The sequence below is a fragment of the Paenalcaligenes sp. GW821-LYS-B07-1 genome (assembly GCF_058803365.1).
In genome coordinates this window covers 2707813-2732179 of the sequence record NZ_CM179516.1, presented here as the reverse complement: position 1 = coordinate 2732179, position 24367 = coordinate 2707813, and the positions used below count along the sequence as shown (strand labels likewise).

General features: G+C 50.5%; 22 protein-coding genes. 17 read left to right on the top strand and 5 right to left on the bottom strand.

Annotated elements, in window-relative coordinates; translation table 11 throughout:
• The first annotated feature begins 8 nt into the window (after nucleotides 1-8).
• Genes AC3QL0_RS13180 through AC3QL0_RS13165 form a run of 4 tightly spaced genes read left to right on the top strand, consistent with a single transcriptional unit; the run spans nucleotide 9 to nucleotide 3737 of the window.
• The gene (locus AC3QL0_RS13180; protein ID WP_493008892.1) at nucleotides 9-980 is read left to right on the top strand and encodes a TRAP transporter substrate-binding protein; all 972 of its coding nucleotides are present in this window, start codon (nucleotides 9-11) and stop codon (nucleotides 978-980) included.
• On the top strand, nucleotides 977-1516 hold the full coding sequence (locus AC3QL0_RS13175) for a TRAP transporter small permease (protein ID WP_493008891.1): 540 nt from the start codon (nucleotides 977-979) through the stop codon (nucleotides 1514-1516). The genes AC3QL0_RS13180 and AC3QL0_RS13175 overlap by 4 nt, the downstream gene beginning before the upstream one ends.
• Nucleotides 1513-2772 (top strand): TRAP transporter large permease, encoded by a 1260-nt coding sequence (locus AC3QL0_RS13170; RefSeq protein ID WP_493008890.1) that lies wholly within the window; start codon nucleotides 1513-1515, stop codon nucleotides 2770-2772. The genes AC3QL0_RS13175 and AC3QL0_RS13170 overlap by 4 nt, the downstream gene beginning before the upstream one ends.
• Before the next feature lie 26 nt (nucleotides 2773-2798).
• Complete coding sequence (locus AC3QL0_RS13165) at nucleotides 2799-3737, top strand: NAD(P)-dependent oxidoreductase (RefSeq protein ID WP_493008889.1); 939 nt, start codon at nucleotides 2799-2801, stop codon at nucleotides 3735-3737.
• A 97-nt stretch (nucleotides 3738-3834) separates the two neighbouring features.
• Here AC3QL0_RS13165 and ubiD read toward each other — a convergent pair whose 3' ends face one another.
• Nucleotides 3835-5379: a 4-hydroxy-3-polyprenylbenzoate decarboxylase gene (ubiD, locus tag AC3QL0_RS13160; RefSeq protein ID WP_493008888.1), complete on the bottom strand. Its 1545-nt coding sequence runs from the start codon at nucleotides 5377-5379 to the stop codon at nucleotides 3835-3837.
• 75 nt (nucleotides 5380-5454) lie between these two features.
• Between ubiD and AC3QL0_RS13155 the strand changes: the two genes are divergently transcribed.
• Nucleotides 5455-6288 carry a lytic transglycosylase domain-containing protein gene (locus tag AC3QL0_RS13155; protein WP_493008887.1) on the top strand — a complete coding sequence of 278 codons (834 nt, stop codon included), beginning with the start codon at nucleotides 5455-5457 and terminating at the stop codon, nucleotides 6286-6288.
• A 61-nt stretch (nucleotides 6289-6349) separates the two neighbouring features.
• On the opposite strand, the gene AC3QL0_RS13150 is transcribed toward AC3QL0_RS13155, so the two are convergent.
• The gene (locus AC3QL0_RS13150; protein ID WP_493008886.1) at nucleotides 6350-7510 is read right to left on the bottom strand and encodes a pyridoxal phosphate-dependent aminotransferase; all 1161 of its coding nucleotides are present in this window, start codon (nucleotides 7508-7510) and stop codon (nucleotides 6350-6352) included.
• A gap of 92 nt (nucleotides 7511-7602) precedes the next feature.
• Here AC3QL0_RS13150 and AC3QL0_RS13145 point away from each other — a divergent pair, with 92 nt between their 5' ends.
• The 3 genes from AC3QL0_RS13145 to AC3QL0_RS13135 all read left to right on the top strand — a co-directional run bounded on the left by AC3QL0_RS13145 (nucleotide 7603) and on the right by AC3QL0_RS13135 (nucleotide 11806).
• On the top strand, nucleotides 7603-8529 hold the full coding sequence (locus AC3QL0_RS13145) for a hypothetical protein (RefSeq protein WP_493008885.1): 927 nt from the start codon (nucleotides 7603-7605) through the stop codon (nucleotides 8527-8529).
• A 119-nt stretch (nucleotides 8530-8648) separates the two neighbouring features.
• Nucleotides 8649-10940 (top strand): NADP-dependent malic enzyme, encoded by a 2292-nt coding sequence (locus AC3QL0_RS13140; RefSeq protein WP_493008884.1) that lies wholly within the window; start codon nucleotides 8649-8651, stop codon nucleotides 10938-10940.
• A 383-nt stretch (nucleotides 10941-11323) separates the two neighbouring features.
• Nucleotides 11324-11806, top strand: coding sequence for a barstar family protein (locus tag AC3QL0_RS13135; RefSeq protein WP_493008883.1), 483 nt, complete (start codon nucleotides 11324-11326; stop codon nucleotides 11804-11806).
• 6 nt (nucleotides 11807-11812) lie between these two features.
• Here AC3QL0_RS13135 and AC3QL0_RS13130 read toward each other — a convergent pair whose 3' ends face one another.
• Nucleotides 11813-12562, bottom strand: a complete 750-nt coding sequence (locus AC3QL0_RS13130; RefSeq protein WP_493008882.1) for a 16S rRNA (uracil(1498)-N(3))-methyltransferase — start codon at nucleotides 12560-12562, stop codon at nucleotides 11813-11815.
• A 165-nt stretch (nucleotides 12563-12727) separates the two neighbouring features.
• Here AC3QL0_RS13130 and tkt point away from each other — a divergent pair, with 165 nt between their 5' ends.
• From tkt to AC3QL0_RS13115, 3 genes are read left to right on the top strand one after another with little or no spacing between them, the layout of a single operon-like run.
• Nucleotides 12728-14773, top strand: coding sequence for a transketolase (tkt, locus tag AC3QL0_RS13125; protein ID WP_493010994.1), 2046 nt, complete (start codon nucleotides 12728-12730; stop codon nucleotides 14771-14773).
• 16 nt (nucleotides 14774-14789) lie between these two features.
• The gene (gene gap, locus AC3QL0_RS13120) at nucleotides 14790-15806 is read left to right on the top strand and encodes a type I glyceraldehyde-3-phosphate dehydrogenase (protein ID WP_493008881.1); all 1017 of its coding nucleotides are present in this window, start codon (nucleotides 14790-14792) and stop codon (nucleotides 15804-15806) included.
• A gap of 60 nt (nucleotides 15807-15866) precedes the next feature.
• Nucleotides 15867-17063 (top strand): phosphoglycerate kinase, encoded by a 1197-nt coding sequence (locus AC3QL0_RS13115; RefSeq protein ID WP_493008880.1) that lies wholly within the window; start codon nucleotides 15867-15869, stop codon nucleotides 17061-17063.
• Nucleotides 17064-17081: 18 nt separating this feature from the next.
• Here the strand turns inward: AC3QL0_RS13115 and AC3QL0_RS13110 are convergent, their stop codons facing one another.
• Complete coding sequence (locus tag AC3QL0_RS13110; protein WP_493008879.1) at nucleotides 17082-17921, bottom strand: NAD-dependent epimerase/dehydratase family protein; 840 nt, start codon at nucleotides 17919-17921, stop codon at nucleotides 17082-17084.
• 97 nt (nucleotides 17922-18018) lie between these two features.
• Here AC3QL0_RS13110 and mog point away from each other — a divergent pair, with 97 nt between their 5' ends.
• The 6 genes from mog (at nucleotide 18019) to AC3QL0_RS13080 (ending at nucleotide 23520) form a co-directional block, all read left to right on the top strand.
• Complete coding sequence (gene mog, locus AC3QL0_RS13105; RefSeq protein WP_493008878.1) at nucleotides 18019-18639, top strand: molybdopterin adenylyltransferase; 621 nt, start codon at nucleotides 18019-18021, stop codon at nucleotides 18637-18639.
• A gap of 83 nt (nucleotides 18640-18722) precedes the next feature.
• Nucleotides 18723-19787, top strand: a complete 1065-nt coding sequence (fba, locus tag AC3QL0_RS13100; RefSeq protein WP_493008877.1) for a class II fructose-bisphosphate aldolase — start codon at nucleotides 18723-18725, stop codon at nucleotides 19785-19787.
• Between the two features lie 104 nt (nucleotides 19788-19891).
• A complete protein-coding gene (locus tag AC3QL0_RS13095; protein WP_493010993.1) occupies nucleotides 19892-20773 on the top strand; it encodes a phosphoribosylaminoimidazolesuccinocarboxamide synthase in 882 nt (293 codons plus the stop codon).
• Between the two features lie 20 nt (nucleotides 20774-20793).
• Entirely contained in the window at nucleotides 20794-21303 is a 510-nt protein-coding gene (gene purE, locus AC3QL0_RS13090; RefSeq protein ID WP_135861669.1) for a 5-(carboxyamino)imidazole ribonucleotide mutase, read from the top strand.
• 23 nt (nucleotides 21304-21326) lie between these two features.
• A complete protein-coding gene (locus tag AC3QL0_RS13085; protein WP_493008876.1) occupies nucleotides 21327-22499 on the top strand; it encodes a 5-(carboxyamino)imidazole ribonucleotide synthase in 1173 nt (390 codons plus the stop codon).
• Nucleotides 22492-23520: an L-threonylcarbamoyladenylate synthase gene (locus AC3QL0_RS13080; protein ID WP_493008875.1), complete on the top strand. Its 1029-nt coding sequence runs from the start codon at nucleotides 22492-22494 to the stop codon at nucleotides 23518-23520. The genes AC3QL0_RS13085 and AC3QL0_RS13080 overlap by 8 nt, the downstream gene beginning before the upstream one ends.
• An 11-nt stretch (nucleotides 23521-23531) precedes the next feature.
• On the opposite strand, the gene AC3QL0_RS13075 is transcribed toward AC3QL0_RS13080, so the two are convergent.
• On the bottom strand, nucleotides 23532-24347 hold the full coding sequence (locus tag AC3QL0_RS13075; RefSeq protein ID WP_493008874.1) for an alpha/beta fold hydrolase: 816 nt from the start codon (nucleotides 24345-24347) through the stop codon (nucleotides 23532-23534).
• Nucleotides 24348-24367: the final 20 nt, after the last annotated feature.

Genomic DNA, 24367 nt, shown 5'->3' with positions numbered 1-24367 from the left:
AGACTTAAATGAAAAAAATAATACTAGCCACATTAACTGCGGCATCATTAGTAGCGTTGCCAGTATCTGCTCAGCAGGTATTGCGCTTGTCCCATAATGCAGCAGCGGGTAACCCAAAGGCTGATGCGTCATTGCTGTTTGCTAAGTTGGTAGAAGAAAAAACAGATGGGCGCATCAAAGTAGAAGTAGGCGGTTCTGCCCAGTATGGTGATGACCTAGAGTCGCTGACCAATATGCGTTTGGGGACGCTAGCTTTTAGTGCTAACTCACAAGGCACGACTTCTACGGTAGTACCGCAGTTTGCGGTGATTGGGCTGCCCTTTATGTTCCGTGATTTAGATCATGCTTATGCTGTAGTGGATGGCCCTGCAGGAGATAAGCTGTCTGAGCTAGCCAGAGAAAAAGGCTTAGAAGTTCTAGCGTTTTGGGATAACGGTATTCGCCATGTGAGCAATAACAAACGACCTATAGTAGAGCCCACAGACTTGGCTGGTATTAAGTTACGCACACCACCAGACCCTATGACGATGGATATTTTCTCGGCGTTGGGAGCAAACCCTATGAGTTTGGCGTTTTCTGAACTGTATATAGCCTTACAGCAAGGTGTAGTAGACGGTCAGGAAAACCCTTTCATGAATATTTACTCCTCCAAGCTGCATGAGGTACAGAAATATATCTCATTGACTGGCCATAAGTATGAAACCACGCCTGTTTTAGCCAGCAAGATTGTTTTTGACCGTTTCTCTGATGAAGACAAAAAACTCATTAAAGAAGCAGCGATAGAGGCTGGGGCATTCAATAGGCAAAAATCCAGAGAAGCAGATGAAAACCTACGCGCTACTTTCCTTGCGGCAGGGGTAGAAATCAATGACATCAACCGAGATGCGTTTGTAGCCAAAATGCAGCCAGTGTATGACAAATGGTCGGGTCAGTATCCTGAACTGGTTGAGTTAGTACGCAGCGAGGCCGAACGTCTATGAATTACAGCGACAGCACGTTCACGTCAGTCGCTACGTTTATAGATCGAGTTATTGTGGGTGTGGCAACACTGGTAGCGTTAGGTTCGCTACTGGTGTTGTTCCTCGCGCTCGGTCTAGAGGTGATTGTTCGTTATGTCACCAATAGCGGCTTAGGGTGGACAACAGAGCTACCGAATCTACTGTTTCCTTGGTTAATTATGGGAGGGATTGTTTTAGCGGCTCAACGTGGCCAGCACATTGCGGTGACTGCGATCTTGTCGGTGTTATCGAAATCGGCAACAAGAGTTTTGTTTATTTTCCTGCAACTGCTCTTAGTCGTGACCTTCTGCTATTTGTCTTATATGGGATTGGAGGTGATTGAGGTGACCGGCTCAGAACACTATCCTTATACCGGCTTGTCTGCAAAGTGGGCGTATTTGGCATTGATTGCGGGTTTTGTAGGCATAGCACTAACGTCGCTGACTACATTGGTTTGGCTCTTCGTCGTGGATGACCCGCTAGAAGTTCGTGCTCATGTTCTGGAGGATGACGTATGACGCTAGTTATGCTTGTAGTGTTTGCCGTGTTACTGGTGTTAGCGTTGCCGGTGGGGTATGCGCTGATTATTAGCTCTGGGGTTGCAGTGGTTAGCGTTGGTGGGATGCCGAGCGCAGCCGCTATTGTGAAGCTGTTTCAGCCTACTCAAAGTTTCCCGTTATTGGCTATCCCGTTTTTTATCCTGTCTGGCAACATCATGATGGGCGGGACGTTAGGCAAAAAACTCATCGAGTTTGCTACTGCTTTAGTAGGACGCTTTCACGGTGGTTTGGGCCAAGTCAGCGTAGTGGGGTCTACTATTTTTGGAGGGGTGTCAGGGTCTGCTGTGGCCGAGGCCTCTGCCTTGGGAACTATGTTGATTCCTTGGCAAAAGAAAGAAGGTTATCCAGCAGCTTTTGGTGCTGCAGCCATAGCGTCTTCATCTACGATTGCGGGTTTGATTCCCCCTTCTATTGCATTAATCATCTTTGCTACGGTTTCAAATGAGTCTATTGCCGCACTATTTGTGGCGGGGCTATTACCCGGTTTGTTCTTGTGTGTGGGTTTTATGTTGGTGTGCTACTTCAGTGGTCGCCTACGCAATTTTCCACGCTTAACTCAAGATTTGAGTATCAAGAAAGTAGCCAAAATTACGTTTGCTGCATTGCCTGCTTTGGTTATGCCGCTGTTGATCTTGGTCTTACTGCGCGCTGGGATTGCCACACCAACAGAAGTAAGTGTTGTGGCGGTCGCATATGGCTTTTTAGTCAGCGCTTTTATCTACAGAGATCTAAGCGTAAAGCGTGTCTATAGCGCGTTATTAGGCACTGTAGTGACCACGGGTGTGGTTATGCTGGTGATTGTGGCATCCAATTTAGTGGGCTTTGTATTGGTAATGGAGAACATCCCCGTGACGGTAGCTCAGTGGGTGGCAGATGTACTGCAATCGCCAATACTGGTTATCTTGATGATGAACATCATCATGCTGGTCGTAGGAATGTTTCTGGATCTGCCGGCTGCTATCTTGTTGTTGGCACCTACGTTTGTTGCCATGGCAAATAGCATTGATATGGATCTAATCCAACTTGGCATCATGATGACCATTAACCTAAGCATAGGTTTGTTTACCCCTCCGGTAGGAACGACGCTCTTTATTTCGGCTGCGATCTCCAAGGAAAGTGTGGGGCGAATTGTTAAAGAGCTCTTGCCGTTTTATGCGGTGGCTTTATTTGTTCTGATTCTTTTCTCTTACGTTCCTGCGTTAACCATTTATTAAATTATTGAAGCAAGTCTCATGTCTTTTTGTACAACGTACACAAGGGCAGGGAGACTTGCGTCTGGAGCAATATCACGATGACAGTAGTTGCATTTGTAGGCCTAGGGGCAATGGGGATGCCGATGGCTAAAAACTTGTTGAATCATCACATGGCAGTGCGTGGGGTAGACTTGAATTGCGACGCCTTAGCTGAGCTAGAGCAGGCCGGTGGTTATGCAGCATCCTCAGTGTCGGATGCTTGTATGGGAGCAGATGCCTTGGTGCTAATGGTTGTGAACGCGGCACAGGCTAGGCAGGTGTTGGAGCAGAAAGATGCCTTGCATCAATTGAAGCGAGAAGCAGTGGTTGTGTTAATGGCTACGTGCCCAACACAAGAGGTGGAGCAGCTTAGTGCGTGGGTCTGCAGTCAAGGTAGACGCTTTGTCGATGCGCCTGTCTCAGGTGGTGTAGCGGGAGCAAAATCCGCAAGTTTGACGATTATGGCTGCAGGTGAAAAGGCGGCGTTTGATCACATAAAACCAGTGTTTGATGTATTGGGAAAGCGCGTGTTTTATGTGGGTGATAAACCAGGGCAGGGTGCTATGGTTAAAACAGTTAATCAGTTGCTATGCGGTGTGCATATTGCGGTGATGGCTGAGGCTTTTGCATTGGCTGATAAGGTAGGGGTGGATTTAGCCTTGCTGCTGGAAATTATGCAGGGATCATCGGCGGCCAGTTGGATGCTTAATGATCGAGGATCCAGAATGTTGCAGGAAAATCCCGAGGTAACTAGTGCCGTGGATATTTTTGTAAAGGATCTGGGCATTGTCTTGAAAACGGGTACGGATGTACGCGCAGCGTTGCCTATTGCGGCGGCGGCTCAGCAAATGTTTTTAGCAACCTCAGGCAGAGGTTTGGCCAGTGCTGATGATAGTCAGGTGATACGTAGCTACCAAGTGCTGAACACAGCAACAAGTACTCATTGAGGTTGAGAATGTTTGTTTAAGCAGGCATGAGCCGTAATCTAGAGAAATAAAAAAGGGAGTAGTGATTACTACTCCCTTTTTTAGTTGGCGTGGGCTATTACAGCTTCAGATCAGCCCACAAATCATCCACACGTTTTTTTACATCATCCGTCATGTTGATGGAGCGACCCCACTCGCGGTTGGTTTCGCCTGGCCATTTGTTGGTGGCGTCCATACCCATTTTGCCGCCTAGCCCGGATACCGGTGAGGCGAAGTCTAGGTAATCAATGGGGGTGTTTTCTACCAGAACGGTGTCACGCACAGGGTCCATACGTGTAGTCATGGCCCAGATCACTTCTTTCCAATCACGGGTGTTGATGTCTTCATCGACTACCACGATGAACTTGGTGTACATGAACTGACGCAAAATACTCCACACCCCAAACATGACACGTTTGGCATGGCCTGCGTATTGTTTGCGAATGGATACGACCGCTAAACGGTAGCTACAACCTTCAGGTGGAAGGTAGAAGTCTACGATTTCAGGCAACTGGCGTTTAAGTAGCGGTACAAACACTTCATTTAACGCGACGCCCAACACCGCAGGTTCATCAGGTGGTTTACCTGTGTAAGTGCTGTGGTAAATAGGGTTGCGGCGCATGGTGATGCGGTCTACGGTAAAGACTGGGAACCAGTCTTGCTCGTTGTAGTAACCCGTGTGGTCGCCGTAAGGGCCTTCTAATGCTTGTTCGTAGGCGCTGTTGTGCGGTGCAGGTGCGCCTTCAGGTACAACAGCGGGCAGTGCATCGGGGTGATCGGCAGGCAGAATGTGGCCTTCCAGAACAATCTCAGCATACGCCGGTACAGACAGGTCGCTACCGATGGCTTTAGCCAGTTCAGTACGTGAGCCACGCAATAGGCCAGCAAACTGGTACTCAGACAAGCTATCTGGTACTGGAGTTACTGCACCCAGAATAGTAGCGGGGTCACACCCAAGTGCTACGGCAATAGGGAAGGGCTTGCCAGGGTTGGCTAAGGCATGGTCACGAAAATCTAGTGCGCCACCACGGTGTGACAACCAACGCATGATGAGCTTATTACGGCCAATAAGCTGCTGGCGATAAATGCCTAGGTTTTGGCGTTTGGCGTGTGGGCCTTTGGTGATTACCAAGCCCCAGGTCAGTAGTGGCGCTGCATCGTCAGGCCAACAATGCTGCAGGGGAATAGTATTCAGGTCTACGTCGTCGCCTTCCAATACAACCTCTTGGCAGGCGGGGTTACGTATCATTTTAGGAGCCATGTCCCACAGTGCCGACTTCAGCATGGATACTTTAGAGAAAGCATCACGTAAGCCGCGGGGGGCTTCGGGTTCACGCAGTGTGGCCAGTAGTTCGCCTACCTCACGTAGGGCGGAAACCTCTTGAGCTCCCATTCCCCAAGCAACCCGTTTTGGGGTACCAAATAGGTTAGTGAGCACCGGCATTGTGGCTTTTTTGCCCTGATGCATGGCATTTTCAAACAGCAGTGCGGGGCCTTCTGCGTTCAGGACTCTATCCCCGATTTCTGTCATTTCCAAGTGTGTGGACACTGGTGTTTGTATGCGTTTTAGCTCGCCGTGCTGCTCAAGCTGGGCGATGAAATCTCGTAAGTCGCGGTATTTCACTGTGAAGAGATACTCCGGTTTTCTGGGGTAAAGGTTGTTAAGATTATACCTACAGGATTATGAAGGAGTCCGGGTATGAATCCAGACTGGGCACATCAAGGCTTACGCCTAGTACGTTATCGCATTAGCGAGTTCGTACATATGTGTGCAATTTACTTGGGTATTGCTGTGCTGGTGACTATCGCGGCGGGGCTGGTTGTGCCGTCGATTCGCGATCAAGCCCGTCAGTTGTACTCGGTGATGGTAGATGCTCTACGCCCTGAAGTGTTGAATAACGACAATTTCGCACAATTCGCGTGGATGATGCCGGACACCAATAATGAGCAAGTCACCGAAGAGGGTGAGGAGCCACCGCCACCTATTGAAGATGAGGTGGTGGAGTATTCTGCGTACCAAGGTTTTGTGGATACTTTGCAGCGTACGGTCGCTGGTGCCAATGTGAACGGTGTCTCAAAAACTCAGTTCCAAGCCTTACGTAGCTACATTGCCCGCAAATATAAAATAGCGCACAGCGTATCGGGCGCATTGGTGCAGACCGCTTTCACTGTAGGGGCCGAGAAGCGCATGGATCCGCAACTGATTTTGGCGGTGATTGCGATTGAGTCTAGCTACAACCCCTTTGCAGAGAGTCATGCCGGAGCGCAGGGTTTGATGCAGGTGATGACTCGTGTGCACCGTGATAAGTTAGAAAACTACGTGGAGCGAGAGCTGGCAGTCTTTAGCCCTGAAGCCAATATTCGCGCGGGTACACAGATTTTGTACGACTGTAGAAAGCGCAGAGGTTCGTTAACAGGAGCCTTGGCGTGCTATGTGGGGGCTACAGGTCCTAGCGATGGCGGTTATGGTGCGCGCGTGTTGGCAGAACGCCGACGCATGGCATTAGCCTCTGGCATTCCTATACGTGATTAAGCTTCATCAAAAACGCCACGATTATGTCGTGGCGTTTTTTGTTGGCATGCTGATTAGCGTCTTAGGCTAAGAAACGGCGCATACGTTCTACTGCTTCGTGCAGACGTTCTAAGGATGTAGAGTACGAAAAACGCAGTGTGTGGTGGGCCATGCTGGGGCCAAAGTCGCGACCGGGGACGGCAGCTACACCAGCTTCGTGTAACAAGCGCTTGGAGAAGTCTTCACTGTCATTACTGTGCGCTTTAATATCGGCATAGATGTAGAAGGCTCCGTCGGGTTTGACGGGCACATCTAAACCAATTTGCTCAAAGGCAGACAGTAGGAAATCGCGACGCGCTTTGAAGGCCAAACGGCGTTCTTCGTAAATCGCCATGCTGTCTTCTGTGAAGCACGCTAATGCAGCATGTTGAGCTAGAGAGGGTGCACAAATAGCCAAGCTAGCGGCCATACGATCAATGGTAGGGATAAGCGCAGGGGGAACAATCATCCAACCCAGTCGCCAGCCAGTCATATGGAAGTACTTAGAGAAACTGTTGATGATAATGATGTCATCGTCTAGTGTTAGTGCGCTCAGAGGCTGCTCTTCGTAGTAAATACCGAGGTAGATTTCATCCATGATGATGAAACCGTTACGAGCGCGTACTTCGGTAATCAGTTCTTGCAGCGCTGTACGGCTGATGGTTGCACCGGTAGGGTTGCTAGGGGAAGCAATGAGCACACCACGGGTACGTTCGTTCCAGTGTTGGCGTATGTGTTCTGCATTGAGTTGGAAACGCTGCTCAGCCGTTGTAGGGACTAAAATCGTTTTACCACCTGCAGCCGTCACAAAATTCTGGTTGGCTGGGTAGGAAGGGTCTGGCATTAATACTTCATCACCAGGATTGATCAAAGCCAAGGCTGCTAAGGTTAGTGCGCCAGATGCGCCAGCGGTGACTACAATACGATCTGGGGTGACTTGAGTAGCGCCAAAAAAGCTTTGGTAATAACGGCTGATGGCGGCCCGCAGTGCGGGCTCACCCAGCGGTGGTGTGTACTGACTGCGCCCGGCTTCGCTTGCTGCATGTAGTGCCTGTACTACAGCGGCAGGGGCGGTGAAGTCTGGTTCACCTATGCCCAGGCTGATAATATCTTTGCCTTGAGAGATCAAGGCATTGGCTTCTTTGAACAGTTCTACCGCATGAAAGGGAGTAATGTGTGCGGTTCGATGCGCTGGGCGAAACATAAAGCAGGGAATCTCGGTATAAAAGGCCGCATTGTCGCGGTGGCTGAGTCAGGATTAACCCATTAATCATAAGCATATGGCAGGAAAATACAATGCATTCTGAATCGCGTCGGGCTTTTCTGTCAGGTCGTAGGTATGTGGAGCAGGTCAGTGCGTGGGATCAGTTCTGTTTACAACTAGGCCAAAAAGCACAAGGTGAGAAGCGATTGTTGGCTGAAGGGCAATTGTGCTTTACGCCTGAAACACCAGCTGATGTGCACCATGCTCGTAATGTTTGCGCTGTGCATCAGGTCATGATGGGAATGGAAGGTGTGCCACACAGGCATAGCGACGACACGTTACCTACCTTGTGGCTAGATCCCAAGCGCTTAAATAAATTTCAAATTCTGCAGCCGGAAAACGGACAGTGGTTTGTGCAGCCGGGCTGTTTGTTGGGTGAGTTAAGCGAAGCGGGCTTACGCGGTTTAGCGGCGTGGCCAGCAGAGTGGACGATTGCAGCGTGGTTGTTAGATAGGCATAGCCAAAGCTGGCGCACAGGCCATACTTACTTGTCGGGAGTGGTTCATGCATCATTAGTCATGGACGATGGCACGGTATCGAGTTTGGGGGCTTTTGGGCAGAACAACACCAAACCGTTGAATACGCCCCGTTTGCGTCACATGGTGCCTCAGCTGTTTCAACTGCAAAATAGTGAAGCCGGGCAAGCGTGTTTGGCGTTACCGCAGTGGGAAGCACGCTATAGATTAGATGCTTTGCAGCCTGTACAAGCAGATCAAGATTTGAACTTGGCTCATCTACTATTAGGCAGTGGGGGCGATCTAGGTTGGTTGGAGTGGGTGGTGTTGGATGCACGTTGTTTATCCACAGAGGCGGTGTGGGAGCATGCGCAAGCCGGTTCATTGCGTGAAAAAAGCCTACAGATTGCTGCCGCAGATATAGATATGGAAGTGAAGCAATGCTTTGATCCAAAAGGGTATTTTACGCATCCTGCTCAAGAGTGGGATGGGCTAAAATTATAGTTCTACTGTTTTTGCTGCCCTGCAGCATGTGTTCCGTGTGACCTAGAGGATAGAATGGGTCTCTTTAGGGTTAGCCCTGTATTTAGTATTTGAATTTCTAGAATAAGTGGTTAAACGTTATGGATGAAAATCTTCGCAAGGCAGCGCTCGAATATCACGAGCAAGGTCGCCCTGGCAAACTGTCAGTGACACCTACCAAGCAGTTATCCAACCAGCGTGATCTGGCGCTGGCGTATTCACCAGGCGTTGCAGCCGCTTGTGAGGAAATCGTCACTGACCCACAAAATGCGTTCCGCTACACCGGTCGTGGCAACTTGGTTGGTGTTATCACCAACGGTACTGCTGTGCTGGGTCTGGGCAATATTGGTGCGTTGGCATCTAAGCCTGTGATGGAAGGTAAAGCTGTTCTGTTCAAGAATTTTGCTGGTATTGATGTATTTGATATCGAGATCAATGAAACCGATCCAGAAAAACTGGTAGATATCATTGCTGGTTTAGAGCCCACTTTCGGTGGTATCAACCTTGAAGATATCAAAGCGCCAGAGTGTTTCATCGTAGAGAAAAAACTGCGTGAACGCATGAAGATTCCTGTCTTCCACGACGATCAGCACGGTACGGCTATCTGTGTGGCTGCTGCATTCCTGAACGGTTTGGCAGTGGTAGACAAAAAGCTAGAAGAAGTGAAAGTGGTAGTGTCCGGCGCGGGCGCGGCTGCATTGGCGTGTTTAGATTTGTTGGTAGACCTAGGTCTGCCAATGAAAAACATCTGGCTGACAGACATCGAAGGCGTGGTCTACAAAGGCCGTACCGTTTTGATGGACGAAACTAAAGAGCGTTTTGTACAAGATACTGATGCACGTAAATTGGCCGATGTGGTTGATAACGCCGATGTATTCTTGGGCTTGTCCGCGGGTGGCGTGTTGAAACCAGAAATGGTGGCACGCATGGCTGCGCGCCCATTGATTTTGGCATTGGCTAACCCTAGCCCAGAAATTCTGCCCGAAGACGCACACGCTGTACGTGATGACGTGGTGATTGCTACAGGTCGTTCTGACTATCCTAACCAGGTAAACAACGTTCTGTGCTTCCCATACATTTTCCGTGGCGCGTTGGATATTGGCGCAACCACCATTACGCGTGGCATGGAAATCGCTGCTGTACACGCTATTTGCCAATTGGCGCGTGAAGAGCAAGATGAACTTGTTGCGGCGGCCTACAACATCGAGAATCTGGAGTTTGGTCCTGAGTACTTGATTCCAAAACCGTTTGACTCTCGTTTGATCGCACGTATTGCGCCTGCTGTTGCTAAAGCTGGTATGGAAGAAGGCGTTGCTACACGTCCTATCGAAGATCTGGACGCATACGTCTATCAGTTGCAGCAGTTTGTATACCGTTCCGGCGCTTTTATGAAGCCTGTGTATGGTGCAGCTAAAGAGATTGTTAAAAACGGTGGCAAATCACGTATTGTGTTCGCTGAAGGCGAAGACGAAGGTGTGTTGCGTGCTGTACAGGTGATCGTAGACGAGAAATTGGCTACGCCTATTCTGATTGGTCGCCCAGCAGTGTTGCAACAACGTATTGAGCGTTACGGCCTACGCATTCGCTTGGGTGTTGACGTAGATGTCACCAACCCAGAGCAAGATGATCGATTCAACCGGTACTGGACCGCCTATTGGGAAATGCGTTGCCGTGATGGCGTGACCAAAGAAATGGCACGTGTAGAAATGCGTCGTCGCTTTACCCTGATTGGTGCCATGATGCTGCATCTGGGTGAAGCAGACGGCATGATCTGCGGTACCGTGGGTAGTTATGCTAACCACCTGCGGTTCATTGATGAAGTGATTGGTAAACGTCCTGGTGCGAAAACGTACAGTGCGATGAACATCTTGCTGTTGCGTGAGCGTACCGTGGCATTGGCTGATACACATGTTAATGACAACCCAGATGCAGAACAGATCGCTGAAATAACTATTGCGGCAGCTCGTCGTATGCGTGAGCTGAACATCGAACCTAAAGCAGCATTGTTGTCCCGTTCGAATTTTGGCACTGGCAGCTCGTCATCAGGCAGCAAAATGCGCGAAGCACTGAATTTGATCCGTCAACAAGCGCCTGAGCTTGAAGTTGATGGTGAAATGCATGGTGATTGCGCGTTGGATGAAAGCCTGCGTAAGCGTATTCTTCCTCACACTACGTTGAATGGCGCAGCAAATCTGCTGATTTGTCCTAACGTGGATGCAGGTAATATTGCTTACAATCTGTTAAAAACAGAGGCGGGTGGTAACGTTGCTGTAGGCCCATTCTTGCTAGGTGCTAACGCTCCTATCAGCATTATGACCTCCAGCTCCTCGGTGCGTCGTATTATCAATATGACGGCGCTGACGGTGGTGGATGCCAACACGGCACGCGACTAAGTTTCGCTACTGGCCTGCCTCCTAACGGAGTGCAGGCCAGTTTTTTAGTGCGTATGCTATTGTAGGTATTTTGCAATACCTGAATTGAAGTGTTGAGGGAAAGAAACGGATTCTTCGACCGCTTGCACAGAGACTGCTAAATGGATTAAAAACCCATTCGCTACGTCTAAATATCGCCTAAGATAAAAACGTTACGGGTTGTTTCTGTGCGCGCTGCACGTCTCTTACCGTCAACGGAAATTTCTCAGTCATGACGAATGTACTGGCGATAGACAAGTTTCTAATTTATTGTTCGGATTAGCCAGAGGTAAAAGGCTGATCGGTTCAGATTGAGCAGGTATTATGGATCGACAGGAAGTCAACGTTTTTAGAAGGGCATCGCAATGAGTCAAAGCCTCAATTTGCAAGAGCTGTTGCAGCAGGGTGGCCTGATTAATGCAACCGATGCACAAAAAAGTAAAATTTTCACCATGGCACAAGCGGCCGAGATCACAGTAGGTGAAGTAGATTGTGATCGCGCTCGTAGTTGTTCAGCAGTACTGCGCGCTATTGTGAAGGCAGTGGATTACCCCGACTTTTTCGGTAGTGATCTGGATGCGCTCTATGATTGTTTGTGCGATACCGTTTTGGATCAAAAAACAGGGCTGTACCTGTGGTTTGATAAATTGCACACAGGTGACCCAGCGCTGGAAACCCATGCACAGGCTATTTTGAGTGTGTGTAATGATGTAGCCGACTTTGTCAGCACTAAAGACAAGATGTTTGCCTACACTGTTATTCACGCGGGCAAGCACCCCGATGCTGAGCCTGGTGTAGCGCCCACGCCATACTCTGGTAGTGACGTGGACCCAACCTACGAAGATTGAAAGTGACTACAGCCAGCCCATTCTGGCGCTGGCTGCTGACACCAATGCGATTGCAGCGGTTTCGGTACGCAAAATACGAGCACCGAAACGCATAGACAAGGCCCCAGCAGCGATTGCTTGGGCCTTTTCTTCTTCTGACCACCCACCTTCTGGGCCAATCAAAAATACTATATGCGCCTCAGGCCAGTCGGCGACTTCAGCCAAGGCGCTGTCTAAGTCGTGCTCAGCATCTGGGTCGCAAAAAATAATGCGCGTGTGAGCAGAGCTAGGGAGAGACTGTAGAAAGGCGGCCAGTTGTTGTGGCGGTGATACGTGCATGACGCGGTTACGTCCACATTGCTCACTAGCGGAGCGGGCGACTTTTTGCCAATGCTGTACACGCTTTTGCAGTCTGTCGCCTTGTAGTTGTAGAACGCTGTAGCGCGCTGCAATGGGGGCGAGAGCTGTGACGCCCACCTCAGTGCATTTTTCTGCAATCCAATCCATTTTGTCGCCAGAGGCCAAGCCTTGGGCAACAGTAATGCGTTGCGGAAGCTCGCGTTCAAGATCTTGAAATTCCAGCAAGTGCGCCAGAACACCTTTACCTTGATGTTGTAAAGATGCCAAAAATTGTCCGCCTTGGCCATTAAAAAGCCAGACCTTAGATTGGTCTTTGAGGCGTAAAACACGGAGCATATAGTGGGCCAGCTCGGTGCTAAGTTCAACGGTAGTGCCTGTTTGCAGGTCTATTTCACAAAAAAAACGTGGCAGATTCATATGCTTGGCTGAGTTTGAAGAGTCATGCTTGTTACAGCATAACCGAGCTCTGGAGTGCTTGGGTGGCGGTGCAGCGGGCATTGCAGTGGTAAAATGAATGGCTTTAATAACTACCTGTTGATGATGGGGCAGGCCACAGCGTCATTTGCCCTTCAAGAGTTTCCAATGGACTTATCCTCTTCCTCCGTATCGCCCATGGCGAATGCCATTCGTGCACTGGCGATGGATGCCGTGCAACAAGCTAAATCGGGTCACCCTGGTGCGCCTATGGGGATGGCAGAAATTGCCGAAGTGCTGTGGACACGCCACCTCAAACATAACCCAGCTGATCCTGCTTGGTTTGATCGTGACCGCTTCGTATTGTCTAACGGCCACGGATCCATGCTGATTTATGCCCTGTTGCATCTGACAGGCTACGATCTGCCCATGGAAGAGCTGCGTAATTTCCGTCAGTTGCATTCGCGTACTGCAGGTCACCCTGAAGTGGGCGAAACTGCTGGTGTAGAAACTACTACAGGCCCATTGGGACAAGGTATTTCCAACGCCGTTGGTATGGCATTGGCTGAAGCCTTGCTGGCTAAAGAATTCAACCGTCCAGGCCATAACGTTGTGGATCACCACACGTATGCGTTTGTGGGCGATGGCTGCTTGATGGAAGGTATTTCCCATGAAGCATGCTCGTTGGCAGGTACATTGAAACTGTCCAAACTGATTGTTTTCTACGACGACAATGGTATTTCCATTGACGGTAAAGTGGAATCTTGGTTTGGCGATAACACACCAGAGCGCTTCCGCAGTTACGGCTGGAACGTTGTAGAAAACGTTGATGGTCACAGCGTAGAGGCACTGGAAAAAGCAGTACAAACAGCTAAAGCCTACGTTAAAGAAGGCAACGGCCCAACCATCATTTGCTGTAAGACAGTGATTGGTAAAGGTTCACCTAAACTGGCTGGCTCCGAAAAATCGCACGGCGCTCCATTTGGTGACGAAGAAATTGCTGCCACACGTGCAGCCATTGGCTGGCCTCATGCTGCCTTTGAAATCCCAGCAGATGTATACGAATACTGGGATGGCCGCAGCAAAGGTGCTGCCGCTCAATCCGAGTGGGAACAACGTTTTGCTGCATACCAAGCGGCACACCCAGAGTTGGCTAAAGAACTGGCCCGTCGTCTACGCAGCGAATTGCCTGCTAACTTCGACGAGTTGGCTCAAGAGCTACTGAACAAAACTCAAGTGGCAGCACAAACCGTTGCCACACGTAAAGCCTCCCAGTTGGCCATTGAAGGTCTGGTTGATGGCTTGCCTGAAATGCTGGGTGGTTCGGCTGACTTGACCGGTTCTAACCTGACTAACTGGCCTGGTGTTGCTCCTGTGCGTGCAACAGACGACGGCATACAGTTCGGTCGTCACATCAATTACGGTGTGCGTGAGTTCGGTATGGCTGCCGTGATGAACGGTATGGCACTGCACGGCGGTTATTTGCCATTTGGCGGTACCTTCCTGACATTCTCTGATTACTCACGTAATGCCATTCGTATGGCTGCGTTGATGAAACAGCGCGTGGTGCATGTGTTCACTCACGACTCCATCGGTTTGGGCGAAGACGGTCCTACTCACCAGTCTATCGAGCACGCTTCCAGCTTGCGTTTGATCCCTAACCTGCACGTATGGCGTCCTTGTGACACCACCGAAACGGCTGTGGCATGGATTGAATCCGTTCGCCGTCCAGCAAGCGTAGGCTTGAATGTGAAAGACGGTGGCCCAAGTGCGCTGCTGTTGTCCCGTCAAAATCTGCCTTTCATTGAGCGTGATAGCCAAACTGTTGCGGCGATTGCGCGCGGTGGTTATGTATTGCGCGATGCGGCTAATGCACGAGCCATCATCATGGCTACAGGTTCTGAAGTAGAGCTGGCGTTGAAGGCGCAAACTGAATTGGCAGAAAAAGGTATTCCAGTGCGCGTGGTTTCTATGCCTTGCACCAATATCTTTGATGCACAAGATAAAGCGTGGCGTGATGCCGTGTTGCCTGCTGGTTTGCCTCGTGTGGCGATTGAAGCGGGTTCCACAGGCTTGTGGCACAAATATGTAGGCCTAGATGGTGCAGTTCTGGGTATAGACAGCTACGGTGCGTCTGCGCCGGCTGATGTACTGTTCAAGCACTTTGGTCTGACCACTGAGAAGTTGGTCGAAGCTGTAGAAAAGATTCTGTAAATTTAGGAGATCCAAGATGACGATTCGCGTCGCTATCAATGGCTATGGTCGTATTGGCCGTATGACACTGCGTGCTCACTACGAGTACGGTAAGAAACACGGTATTGAAATCGTAGCGATTAACGCTCCTGGCCAAGATGAAGTGGCTAGACACCTCACACGTTTTGATACGGTACATGGCCGTTTCAACGCCGAGGTAGAGCTGGAAGGCAAAGAGTACTTGGTCATCAACGGTGATCGTATTCGTTTGTTGTCCGAGCGTGATCCTACAAAATTGCCTTGGGGCGAACTGAACGTAGACGTGGTCATGGATTGCACAGGCCGCTTCACAACCAAAGAAGCAGCAAGCGCGCATTTGCAAGCTGGTGCTAAGAAAGTGTTGATCTCTGCTCCTGGTGGCAAAGATGTAGACGCGACGATCGTGTACGGTGTGAACCACAACGTGCTGAAAGCCACTGACACTGTAGTGTCTAACGCTTCTTGCACCACTAACTGCTTGGCACCATTGGCTCAGCCTTTGAACCAAGAGTTGGGGATCGTGAACGGTTTGATGACTACTATTCACGCTTTCACAAATGACCAAGTGCTGATCGATGTTGCGCACAAAGATTTGCGTCGTGCACGTGCAGCCACAATGAGCATGATCCCAACTAAAACTGGTGCAGCTGCAGCAGTAGGTTTGGTATTGCCAGAGTTGAATGGCAAGTTGGATGGCTACGCTGTACGCGTTCCAACCATCAACGTGTCTATGGTTGACCTGACATTTGTGTCGGCTCGTCCTACTAGCGTAGAAGAAGTAAACAGCATCCTGAAAAAAGCCTCCCAAGGTGCATTGAAAGGTGTGCTGGACTACAGCGATGAACCGCTGGTGTCCACAGACTACAACCACAGCACAGCGTCTAGCACAGTGGATTCTATGCTGACCAAAGTATCGGGTGGTAACTTGGTGAAAGTTGCTGCATGGTACGACAACGAATGGGCTTTCTCCGTGCGTATGCTGGATACGGCTCATGCGATGATGACCGCCAAATAAATTCAGCGGCTCAAAAAGGCGGGGGCTCCCCGCCTTTGTCGTGCCTAGGATAAAGCAATCATGATTACTACGATTAAAACATTAAGCCAACTGGTGGCCGAAGGCCAAGTGGCAGGCAAACGCGTGCTAATACGTTCCGATATGAACGTACCGATGGCTGGCGGTGCTATTACTGAAGACACACGCATTCGTGCGTCGCTGGAAGCCATTCGCATGGCATTGGGTGCAGGCGCAGCTGTGATGGTGATGAGCCATTTGGGCCGTCCCAAAGAAGGCGAAATAATGCCTCGCGACACACTGACTCCTATCGCTGAACGTTTGAGCGAGCTGTTGGGCGTTTCAGTACCTCTGCAACGCGACTGGATCGAAGGGGTAGATATTGCTCCGGGTCAAATCGTGCTGCTGGAAAACTGCCGCTGCAATGTAGGCGAGAAAGCTAACGACGAAACGCTGGCACGTAAAATGGCAGCATTGTGCGATATCTACGTGAATGATGCATTTGGTGCGGCTCACCGTGCTCAAGCTTCTACCGAAGGTGTAGCGCGTTACGCTCCTATCGCATGTGCGGGTCCGTTGTTGGAAGCCGAGTTGAATGCATTGAGCCGTACGTTGACTGACCCAGCTCGTCCTTTGGTGGCGATTGTGGGCGGTGCCAAAGTTTCTACTAAGCTGTCCATTTTGTTGGCCTTGGCGAACAAAGTAGACCAGTTGATCGTGGGTGGTGGTATTGCCAACACATTCATGCTGGCTAAGGGCCTGAAAGTAGGTAAGTCTCTGGTAGAAGAAAGCCAACTAGACGAAGCGCGTCAAGTCATTGCTGTGATGAAAGAGCGTGGTGCTGAAGTGCCTATTCCTGTGGATGTGGTGTGTGCCAAAAGCTTTGCTACCGACGCTGAACCTACTGTGAAAGCGGCTACTGATGTAGAAGACGATGATCTGATTCTGGACATCGGTCCTGAAACAGCTCAACAGTTAGCAGGTGTTTTGCGTAAAGCAGGCACTATTGTGTGGAACGGCCCTGTGGGTGTGTTTGAGTTCCCGAATTTTGCTGGCGGCACACGAGTGTTAGCACAAGCTATTGCTGACTCAGATGCTTTCTCTATCGCTGGCGGTGGTGACACCTTGGCAGCGATTGCTGCTTTTGATGTGGCCGATAAGATTGGCTATATCTCTACTGGTGGTGGCGCTTTCCTGGAATTCCTGGAAGGTAAAAGTTTGCCTGCTGTAGCGGTATTGCAGGAACGCGCAGCGGAGTAAGCCAACGGTAGTTGGGTGTTATAACGCGCTCAAAATGGCCTGATAACCTGCTAGGGTGTCAGGCCATTTTGGTGTCCAGCCTAGCTGTTTTAAACGCTGGTTACTAAAACGCTTGCCTCGAGCGGGAGCCTGATCATCACGCTGTGGCGGCGTGATACCTAGGTATTCGGCCAATGGAGTGTAGAGGTCTATCTGTTCCAATGGCGTGTCGTCGGTGCCCACATACAGCGCTTCGGGGTGTGGGTGTTGTAGCAGTAGGCTGCACGCCTGCACCACATCATCAATATGTATACGGTTTGCCCAATTACCTGGCGAAGAGGGGACTACCCAACCCGGTTTACGTAATCGTTGCAGCCATTGCAGACGTTCTGGGCCGTAAATACCGCTAAAGCGAATGACTACCAGTTTGTCTCCCAAACGTTCGCGCAATAACTGCTCGGCTTTTACCAAGGCTACGCCATTGAACTGTTCAGGATGGGTGGGGCTGCGTTCATCTATCCAAGACTCACTCGCACCGTAGACGGCGGTGGACGATACAAACACAAAGCGTTGTAAGGCATCCAGATCTAGCGCGTTTAACAGGTTGTTTAGGCCGGTTTCGTAAATGGCGGCATAGCCTGCTTCGGAGCGTTCGCTAGGTGTTGCGGTGTACAGCACATGGCTGCATGCAGGTAGCTGTTGCAGGCTGTTCGCTTGGGTGAGGTCGGCTTTAATGGCAGGTATGCCGGTTTCTGTTGGATTGGGGTTACGGCGTAAGGCCCACTGCGGAACGGAGAGGTGTTTAAGCTGTTGATAACAGCGTTTGGCAATGTCGCCTGCGCCTGCGTATAAAATCCCGGTAAGTGGCTGGGCTGACATGGCAAAAACTCCTGGGTTGACGGTGGGTTATGCGTTTGCACTACGGCTGCTTTTTGGGCATAGTGAATGGTTTGTTCCATTGTACTGTGAGGGACTTGTGAAAAAATTACAGCGTACGCATCCAGATGAATTGTTGGTGGGGCTGGTGTCGGTTTCGGATAGGGCTTCCGGCGGCCAATACCAAGACGAAGGTATCCCTGCCTTGGAGTCATGGTTAGAGGCAGTGTTGGTGCAGCCTGCACAGTGCGTGTCGCGTTTAGTGCCTGACGATACAGACACGATCTCGGCCACATTGAAAGAATTGGTCGATGAGTTGGGTTGTGACCTCGTGTTGACCACGGGGGGTACGGGGCCAGCGCGTCGAGATGTCACACCTGAAGCCACCTTGGCAGTGGCGACACGCGAAATGCCGGGGTTTGGTGAGCAAATGCGCCAGATTAGTTTGAAGTTTGTACCTACGGCGATTTTGTCACGCCAAGTGGGTGTGCTGCGCGAAACGGTAGATCATGCGGCATTGATTTTGAACTTGCCTGGTCAGCCTAAAGCTATCAAAGAAACGCTAGAAGGTTTGAGAGACGATCAAGGTAAAGTCGTGGTGCCCGGTATTTTTGCGGCCGTACCTTACTGCATTGATCTTATCGGTGGCCCGTATGTGGAAACACATGAGCATATAGTGTCGGCATTTCGCCCAAAATCGGCACGTAGGCCCAAACAATAATACGCAAAACAAGCAAGAATTCATTTTCACCCGTAAAATTACGGGTGATTTAGTTATTTTATTCAAGTACTCAGGAGATCTTCATGGCCTTGGTTTCCATGCGTCAGCTGTTGGATCATGCGGCTGAAAATGGCTACGGCATTCCCGCATTTAACGTGAACAATCTGGAGCAGGTCCAGGCAATCATGGAAGCGGCAGCTGAGACTGATAGCCCCGTTATCATGCAAGCTTCGGCAGGCGCCCGCAAATATGCAGGCGAAAAATTCCTGCAAGGTTTGATTCGTTCCGCCGTTGAAAGTTACCCGCATATCCCTGTGGTGATGCACCAAGATCACGGCCAGTCACCCGCTGTATGTAAAGGCGCCATCGAGATGGGCTTCAGCAGCGTGATGATGGACGGTTCTTTGGAAGAAGACGGTAAAACGGTTGCTGACTACGAATACAACGTAGACGTGACTCGTCGCGTCGTAGAAATGGCTCACAAGTTGGGCGTTACGGTAGAAGGCGAGTTGGGTTGCTTGGGTTCATTGGAAACCATGCAAGGCGACAAAGAAGACGGTCACGGCTTTGATGGCGTGTTGACACTAGACGAATTGCTGACTAGCCCAGAGCAAGCAGCAGACTTCGTTCGTCGCACTCAGTTGGATGCATTGGCGATTGCTATTGGTACTAGCCACGGTGCGTACAAGTTCACTCGCGAACCTACAGGCGATATCTTGTCCATCCAGCGCGTGAAAGAAATCCACGCTCGTTTGCCTAACACTCACTTAGTCATGCACGGTAGTTCCAGCGTGCCACAAGAGTTGTTGGCTGAAATTCGTGAATTCGGCGGCGACATGAAAGAAACCTACGGCGTGCCCGTAGCGGAAATTCAAGAAGCCATCAAATACGGTGTACGTAAAGTAAACATCGACACGGACATCCGTTTGGCAATGACTGCAGCGATCCGCCGTTTCTTGTTTACATATCCAGACAAGTTTGATCCACGTGAATACCTGAAACCAGCGCGTGCAGCTGCTAAAGCAATTTGTGTAGCTCGTTACGAGCAGTTTGGTACTGCAGGTAATGCATCCAAAATCAAACCTATAGCTTTGGATGAAATTGCCCGCCGTTATGCCTCGGGCGAACTGGCCCAAAAGGTACAGTAAGGCTTAATACAGGCCATCCCACGGATGGCCTGATTTGTTTGCGGGGTTAGGTCCCTCTGACTTGCTGCTCGCCCGCAGCAAGGCGCTTTTTTAAGGAAAACATGGTGCAACAGGCGCTTTTCGAATCCACTCTGAAATCCCTACCTTTGTTAGCACGCGGTAAAGTGCGTGATATGTACGAGGTGGGCGACGATAAACTTCTAGTGGTTGCTTCCGATAGATTGTCAGCTTTTGATGTGATCATGGATGATCCCATCCCTGGTAAAGGGGCTGTGCTGACGAACATGACGGAGTTTTGGCTGAAGAAGCTGGCGCACATCGTACCTAATCACTCTACAACTGTACGTGCTATTGACGTGGTGGCTGCAGATGAGCAAGCTCAGGTTAAAGACCGTGCGGTAGTAGTAAAGCGTTTAAAACCTATCATGGTAGAGGCCGTAGCACGCGGCTATATCATTGGTTCGGGCTGGAAAGAATATCAAAAAACAGGCGCAATCTGCGGCATCGCTTTGCCAGCCGGTTTGCAACAAGCTAGCCAGTTGCCTGAGCCTATTTTTACACCTGCTGCTAAAGCAGAAATGGGCTCTCACGATGAGAACGTCAGCTTCTTACACGTTGTGGCAGAAGTAGGTCAGTCGTTGGCTGAGCAAATTCGTGACATCACATTGCGTTTGTACAAAGAAGCTGCTGCCTACGCAGCAACGCGCGGCATTATCATTGCCGACACAAAATTTGAGTTTGGTCTGGATGAAGACGGTGTGTTGCACTTGATGGATGAAGTGCTGACACCAGACTCTTCCCGTTTCTGGGATGCGAGCAGCTACCAACCTGGTACTAGCCCAGCCTCCTTTGATAAACAGTTTGTACGTGATTGGCTGGAAACCCAAGATTGGGACAAAACACCGCCAGCGCCACGCTTGCCTGCTGATGTGATTGCTCGCACTGCAGCCAAGTACCAAGAAGCCTTGGACAAATTGACTAAGTAATACGCGGAGTAAGTAAGGACATGAGCACAGTAGCACCCGTAACAGTAGGGGTAGTCATGGGGTCTTCCAGCGACTGGCCGGTAATGCAAAATGCAGCCGCCATTCTGGAAGAGTTTGGTATTGCCTTTGAAACCCTAGTGGTATCGGCTCACCGTATGCCGTTGGATATGGTGGAATATGGTCGTAAAGCCAGTGAGACTGGCATGAAAGCCATTATTGCTGGCGCGGGTGGTGCTGCACATTTGCCAGGTATGTTGGCAGCCCTGACTGAAGTGCCGGTCTATGGTGTGCCGGTACCATCACGCTACTTGCGTGGTGAAGACTCGCTATTGTCTATAGTACAAATGCCTAAAGGCGTGCCTGTAGCAACCTTTGCTATTGGTGAAGCCGGTGCAGCCAATGCCGCATTGCATGTGGTGGCTAACTTGGCTATGTATGATGATGCGTTGCGTGTGAAGTTAAACGCATTCCGTGCGCGCCAAACTGAAGTGGCACGTAACATGCAGGTGCCTCCACCTGAGCAAGCCTGATTTTTAAGCGAAATGAGCAGTATATGAACAAGGTTACAAACGAGGCCGTGATCCAACCTGGCGACTGGCTAGGTATGATTGGTGGCGGTCAATTGGGACGTATGTTTTGTCATGCGGCCCAAAGCTTGGGCTACAAAGTAGCTGTGTTGGATCCTGATCTTAACAGCCCTGCGGGCGCTGTAGCGGACAAACATATTCGTGCCGCTTACGATGATGAAGAGGGTTTGCGTGCGTTGTCGGCACAGTGCAAAGCCATTACGACTGAATTTGAAAACGTACCAGCTGCCAGTCTGCAGTTCTTGGAGCAAGGCAGTCGTGTGACACCTTCTTCGTCTGCCGTGGCGGTTGTACAAGATCGTATTACTGAAAAAGCGTTTATCGTGTCTGCAGGCGTGCCTGTAGCGCCTTATGCGCCTATACAAAGCAAAACAGATTTACAAAATGCCGATGCAGCATTGTTCCCTGGCATTTTGAAAGCAGCTCGTTTGGGCTACGACGGTAAAGGCCAAGCGCGCGTGAGCAGCCGTGAAGAGGCACTGAATGCGTTTGCTCAATTTGGCGAAGTACCCTGTGTGCTAGAAGCTTTGCAGCCATTGAAAGATGAAATTTCTGTGGTGATGGCACGATCGCTAAACGGTGATGTGGCGGCATTTGTGCCTTCGCACAACGAACACCGCGACGGTATCTTGGCGGTTTCCACAGCGGCATCCACTAACTTGCCGGTGTACCAAGAGGCTATTGCTGCCGCGACGAAAATTGCACAAACCTTGGGTTACTACGGTGTGTTCTGTGTGGAGTTTTTCATTCTGCAAGACGGCTCGCTGATTGCTAACGAGATTGCACCACGTCCACATAACAGTGGTCACTTCACGATGGATGCGTGTGTGACGAGTCAGTTTGCACAACAAGCACGTGTGATGGCTGGTTTGCCTCTGGGTTCTGCAACCTCACACAGTTATTCCGTGATGTTGAACTTGTTGGGTGACTTGTGGTTTGACGAGCAAGGCGCATACCGTGAGCCTGATTGGGCGGGTGTGTTGGCTGTGCCGGGTGCATGTTTGCATTTGTATGGCAAAGCAGAAGCCCGTAAAGGCCGCAAGATGGGCCATATCAACGTGGTAGGTAGCACGCTGGAAGAAGCACAACAACGTGCAGCACAAGCCGCATTGCCTTTGGATTTTGTGTACCATGCATGAGACTGTAATCAGCCCGTCTGATGCGCAGTCTGTGCAGCAGGCTGCTGAATTGCTGTATGCGGGTGAGCTAGTCGCATTTCCTACCGAGACTGTTTACGGTTTAGGGGCAGATGCAGAAAACCTAGCAGCGCTGGGCAGTATCTACGAAGCCAAGGGGCGTCCTAGCAATCATCCGGTGATTGTGCACGTTGCCCCCGGCGCTGATTTGTACTACTGGGCCAAACAAATTCCCGATGAAGGTTGGCGCTTGGTGGAGTGCTTCTGGCCAGGTCCATTAACCTTGATTCTGCCTAAAGCGGATCATGTACCGCTGCAAATTACTGGTGGGCAAGATAGCGTAGGGGTACGGTGTCCATCGCACCCGGTAGCGCAAGCCTTGTTGACTGCCTTTGCCAAGTGCAAAGGTGGGCAGGGTGGTGTGGCGGCGCCATCCGCAAACCGTTTTGGACGTATTTCGCCTACGCAGGCTTACCATGTACAACAAGAATTCAAAGGTTGCGTATTGCAGCCTAAGATGATCTTGGAAGGTGGCCCTGCCGAGGTTGGAATAGAGTCCACCATTGTGGATGTATCACGCGTTGCAACGACGGGTGAAGTAGCCGTCTTGCGTCCTGGTGGGATTAGCGTCGCACAAATAGAGGCAGCACTAGGGCGTTCGGTACAAATAGGGGCTAAGCACCATGCTCCACGCGTGTCAGGCAGCTTAAAGGCTCACTATGCACCAACCACGCCACTGTTTAGCTTGTCGCGTGCTGCGTTGCAGGCCAAAGCAACCGAAGCTACAGTACCTAAGAAAATAGGGTTGTTGGGCTTTGGGAAGGCACCTGCAGCGTTAGCGGCTGGGTTGCAGTGGGTAGAGCTACCTAGTCAGCCAGCACACTTTGCACACGCGTTATATGCGTTGCTACGTGAGCTGGATGAGCAAGGTTTTGATGCTTTCTATATTGAGCAACTGCCTACTACGCCAGAATGGCTGGCTGTGGCAGACAGACTCAACAGAGCTGCTGCTGCGTTCGAATAAACCGCTACGATTTAATCCAGCAAGTTGTGGTCTTGTAAGAAGCGCAAGCAGCGTTTCTTAAGGCGTTCCGGCTGTTCAAAATGTGGGCTATGCCGGACGCCCGCCATCACCAGTGCTTCGGTATGAGGCACTAAACATTGCACTCCATACACTTGATGCAAGGATGAGTATTCATCTTCGTCGCCTTGTATCAGCAGTGTAGGGCATTGGATACTCGTTACATCGCGTTCTATGTTCCAGTTTTTCTGGAAGTAAGGGCTGCTCCATGCACGGCTCCATGGTTTGAACGTGCCATCTACATCTTGGTGATAACGAGCCAATCGTTGGCGCAGATCGCCACTGTCGTACCAGTTAATGCAATGCTCTAACCCGTGGTGCATAAAGGGCTCGACATTGATGTGGGGCGCAACACAAATGATGGCGCGAGCAGCACTGTTGTCCATGGCTGCATTCAGTAGGGCGATAGAGCCGCCATCGCTGTGACCAAAAAAAATAGGGCGCTCGTGTGCTAAGCCTAAAGCAGCCAGCACCGCAGGCAAGCGCTGTTGTGCTTCACGATGCAGGTAGTTGATGGGTAAGTCTTCGTTAGGATTGCGTGGTGTGCTTTGACCATAGCCGGGGCGCGAGTACAGTAAGCCACGGCAGCCCAAGAAAGAGGCCAGCTCTTCAGGCCAAAAAGACCAGTGATTAATACTGCCTAACCCTTCATGTAAAAACACCAGCAATGGTGCTTGAGGGTCTTGGCTTCCTACCCATTGATACTCAATGTCCAGCAAGTTGCCGTCTTCGGTGATTTGCAGCGTTTGATGTGCAGCAGGTTGACGCATGGTAAAGCCTAGCCTAACGA

Excerpts from the sequence above, each read along its gene's own strand:
- gap (WP_493008881.1), top strand. The coding sequence starts at position 14,790 with ATGACGATTCGCGTCGCTATCAATGGCTATGGTCGTATTGGCCGTATG.
- AC3QL0_RS13145 (WP_493008885.1), top strand. The coding sequence starts at position 7,603 with ATGCATTCTGAATCGCGTCGGGCTTTTCTGTCAGGTCGTAGGTATGTG.
- AC3QL0_RS13075 (WP_493008874.1), bottom strand. The coding sequence starts at position 24,347 with ATGCGTCAACCTGCTGCACATCAAACGCTGCAAATCACCGAAGACGGC.
- AC3QL0_RS13180 (WP_493008892.1), top strand. The coding sequence starts at position 9 with ATGAAAAAAATAATACTAGCCACATTAACTGCGGCATCATTAGTAGCG.
- AC3QL0_RS13140 (WP_493008884.1), top strand. The coding sequence starts at position 8,649 with ATGGATGAAAATCTTCGCAAGGCAGCGCTCGAATATCACGAGCAAGGT.
- AC3QL0_RS13130 (WP_493008882.1), bottom strand. The coding sequence starts at position 12,562 with ATGAATCTGCCACGTTTTTTTTGTGAAATAGACCTGCAAACAGGCACT.
- tkt (WP_493010994.1), top strand. The coding sequence starts at position 12,728 with ATGGACTTATCCTCTTCCTCCGTATCGCCCATGGCGAATGCCATTCGT.
- AC3QL0_RS13080 (WP_493008875.1), top strand. The coding sequence starts at position 22,492 with ATGCATGAGACTGTAATCAGCCCGTCTGATGCGCAGTCTGTGCAGCAG.
- AC3QL0_RS13175 (WP_493008891.1), top strand. The coding sequence starts at position 977 with ATGAATTACAGCGACAGCACGTTCACGTCAGTCGCTACGTTTATAGAT.
- AC3QL0_RS13155 (WP_493008887.1), top strand. The coding sequence starts at position 5,455 with ATGAATCCAGACTGGGCACATCAAGGCTTACGCCTAGTACGTTATCGC.
- AC3QL0_RS13150 (WP_493008886.1), bottom strand. The coding sequence starts at position 7,510 with ATGTTTCGCCCAGCGCATCGAACCGCACACATTACTCCCTTTCATGCG.
- AC3QL0_RS13170 (WP_493008890.1), top strand. The coding sequence starts at position 1,513 with ATGACGCTAGTTATGCTTGTAGTGTTTGCCGTGTTACTGGTGTTAGCG.
- AC3QL0_RS13110 (WP_493008879.1), bottom strand. The coding sequence starts at position 17,921 with ATGTCAGCCCAGCCACTTACCGGGATTTTATACGCAGGCGCAGGCGAC.
- purE (WP_135861669.1), top strand. The coding sequence starts at position 20,794 with ATGAGCACAGTAGCACCCGTAACAGTAGGGGTAGTCATGGGGTCTTCC.
- fba (WP_493008877.1), top strand. The coding sequence starts at position 18,723 with ATGGCCTTGGTTTCCATGCGTCAGCTGTTGGATCATGCGGCTGAAAAT.
- AC3QL0_RS13115 (WP_493008880.1), top strand. The coding sequence starts at position 15,867 with ATGATTACTACGATTAAAACATTAAGCCAACTGGTGGCCGAAGGCCAA.
- AC3QL0_RS13135 (WP_493008883.1), top strand. The coding sequence starts at position 11,324 with ATGAGTCAAAGCCTCAATTTGCAAGAGCTGTTGCAGCAGGGTGGCCTG.
- AC3QL0_RS13085 (WP_493008876.1), top strand. The coding sequence starts at position 21,327 with ATGAACAAGGTTACAAACGAGGCCGTGATCCAACCTGGCGACTGGCTA.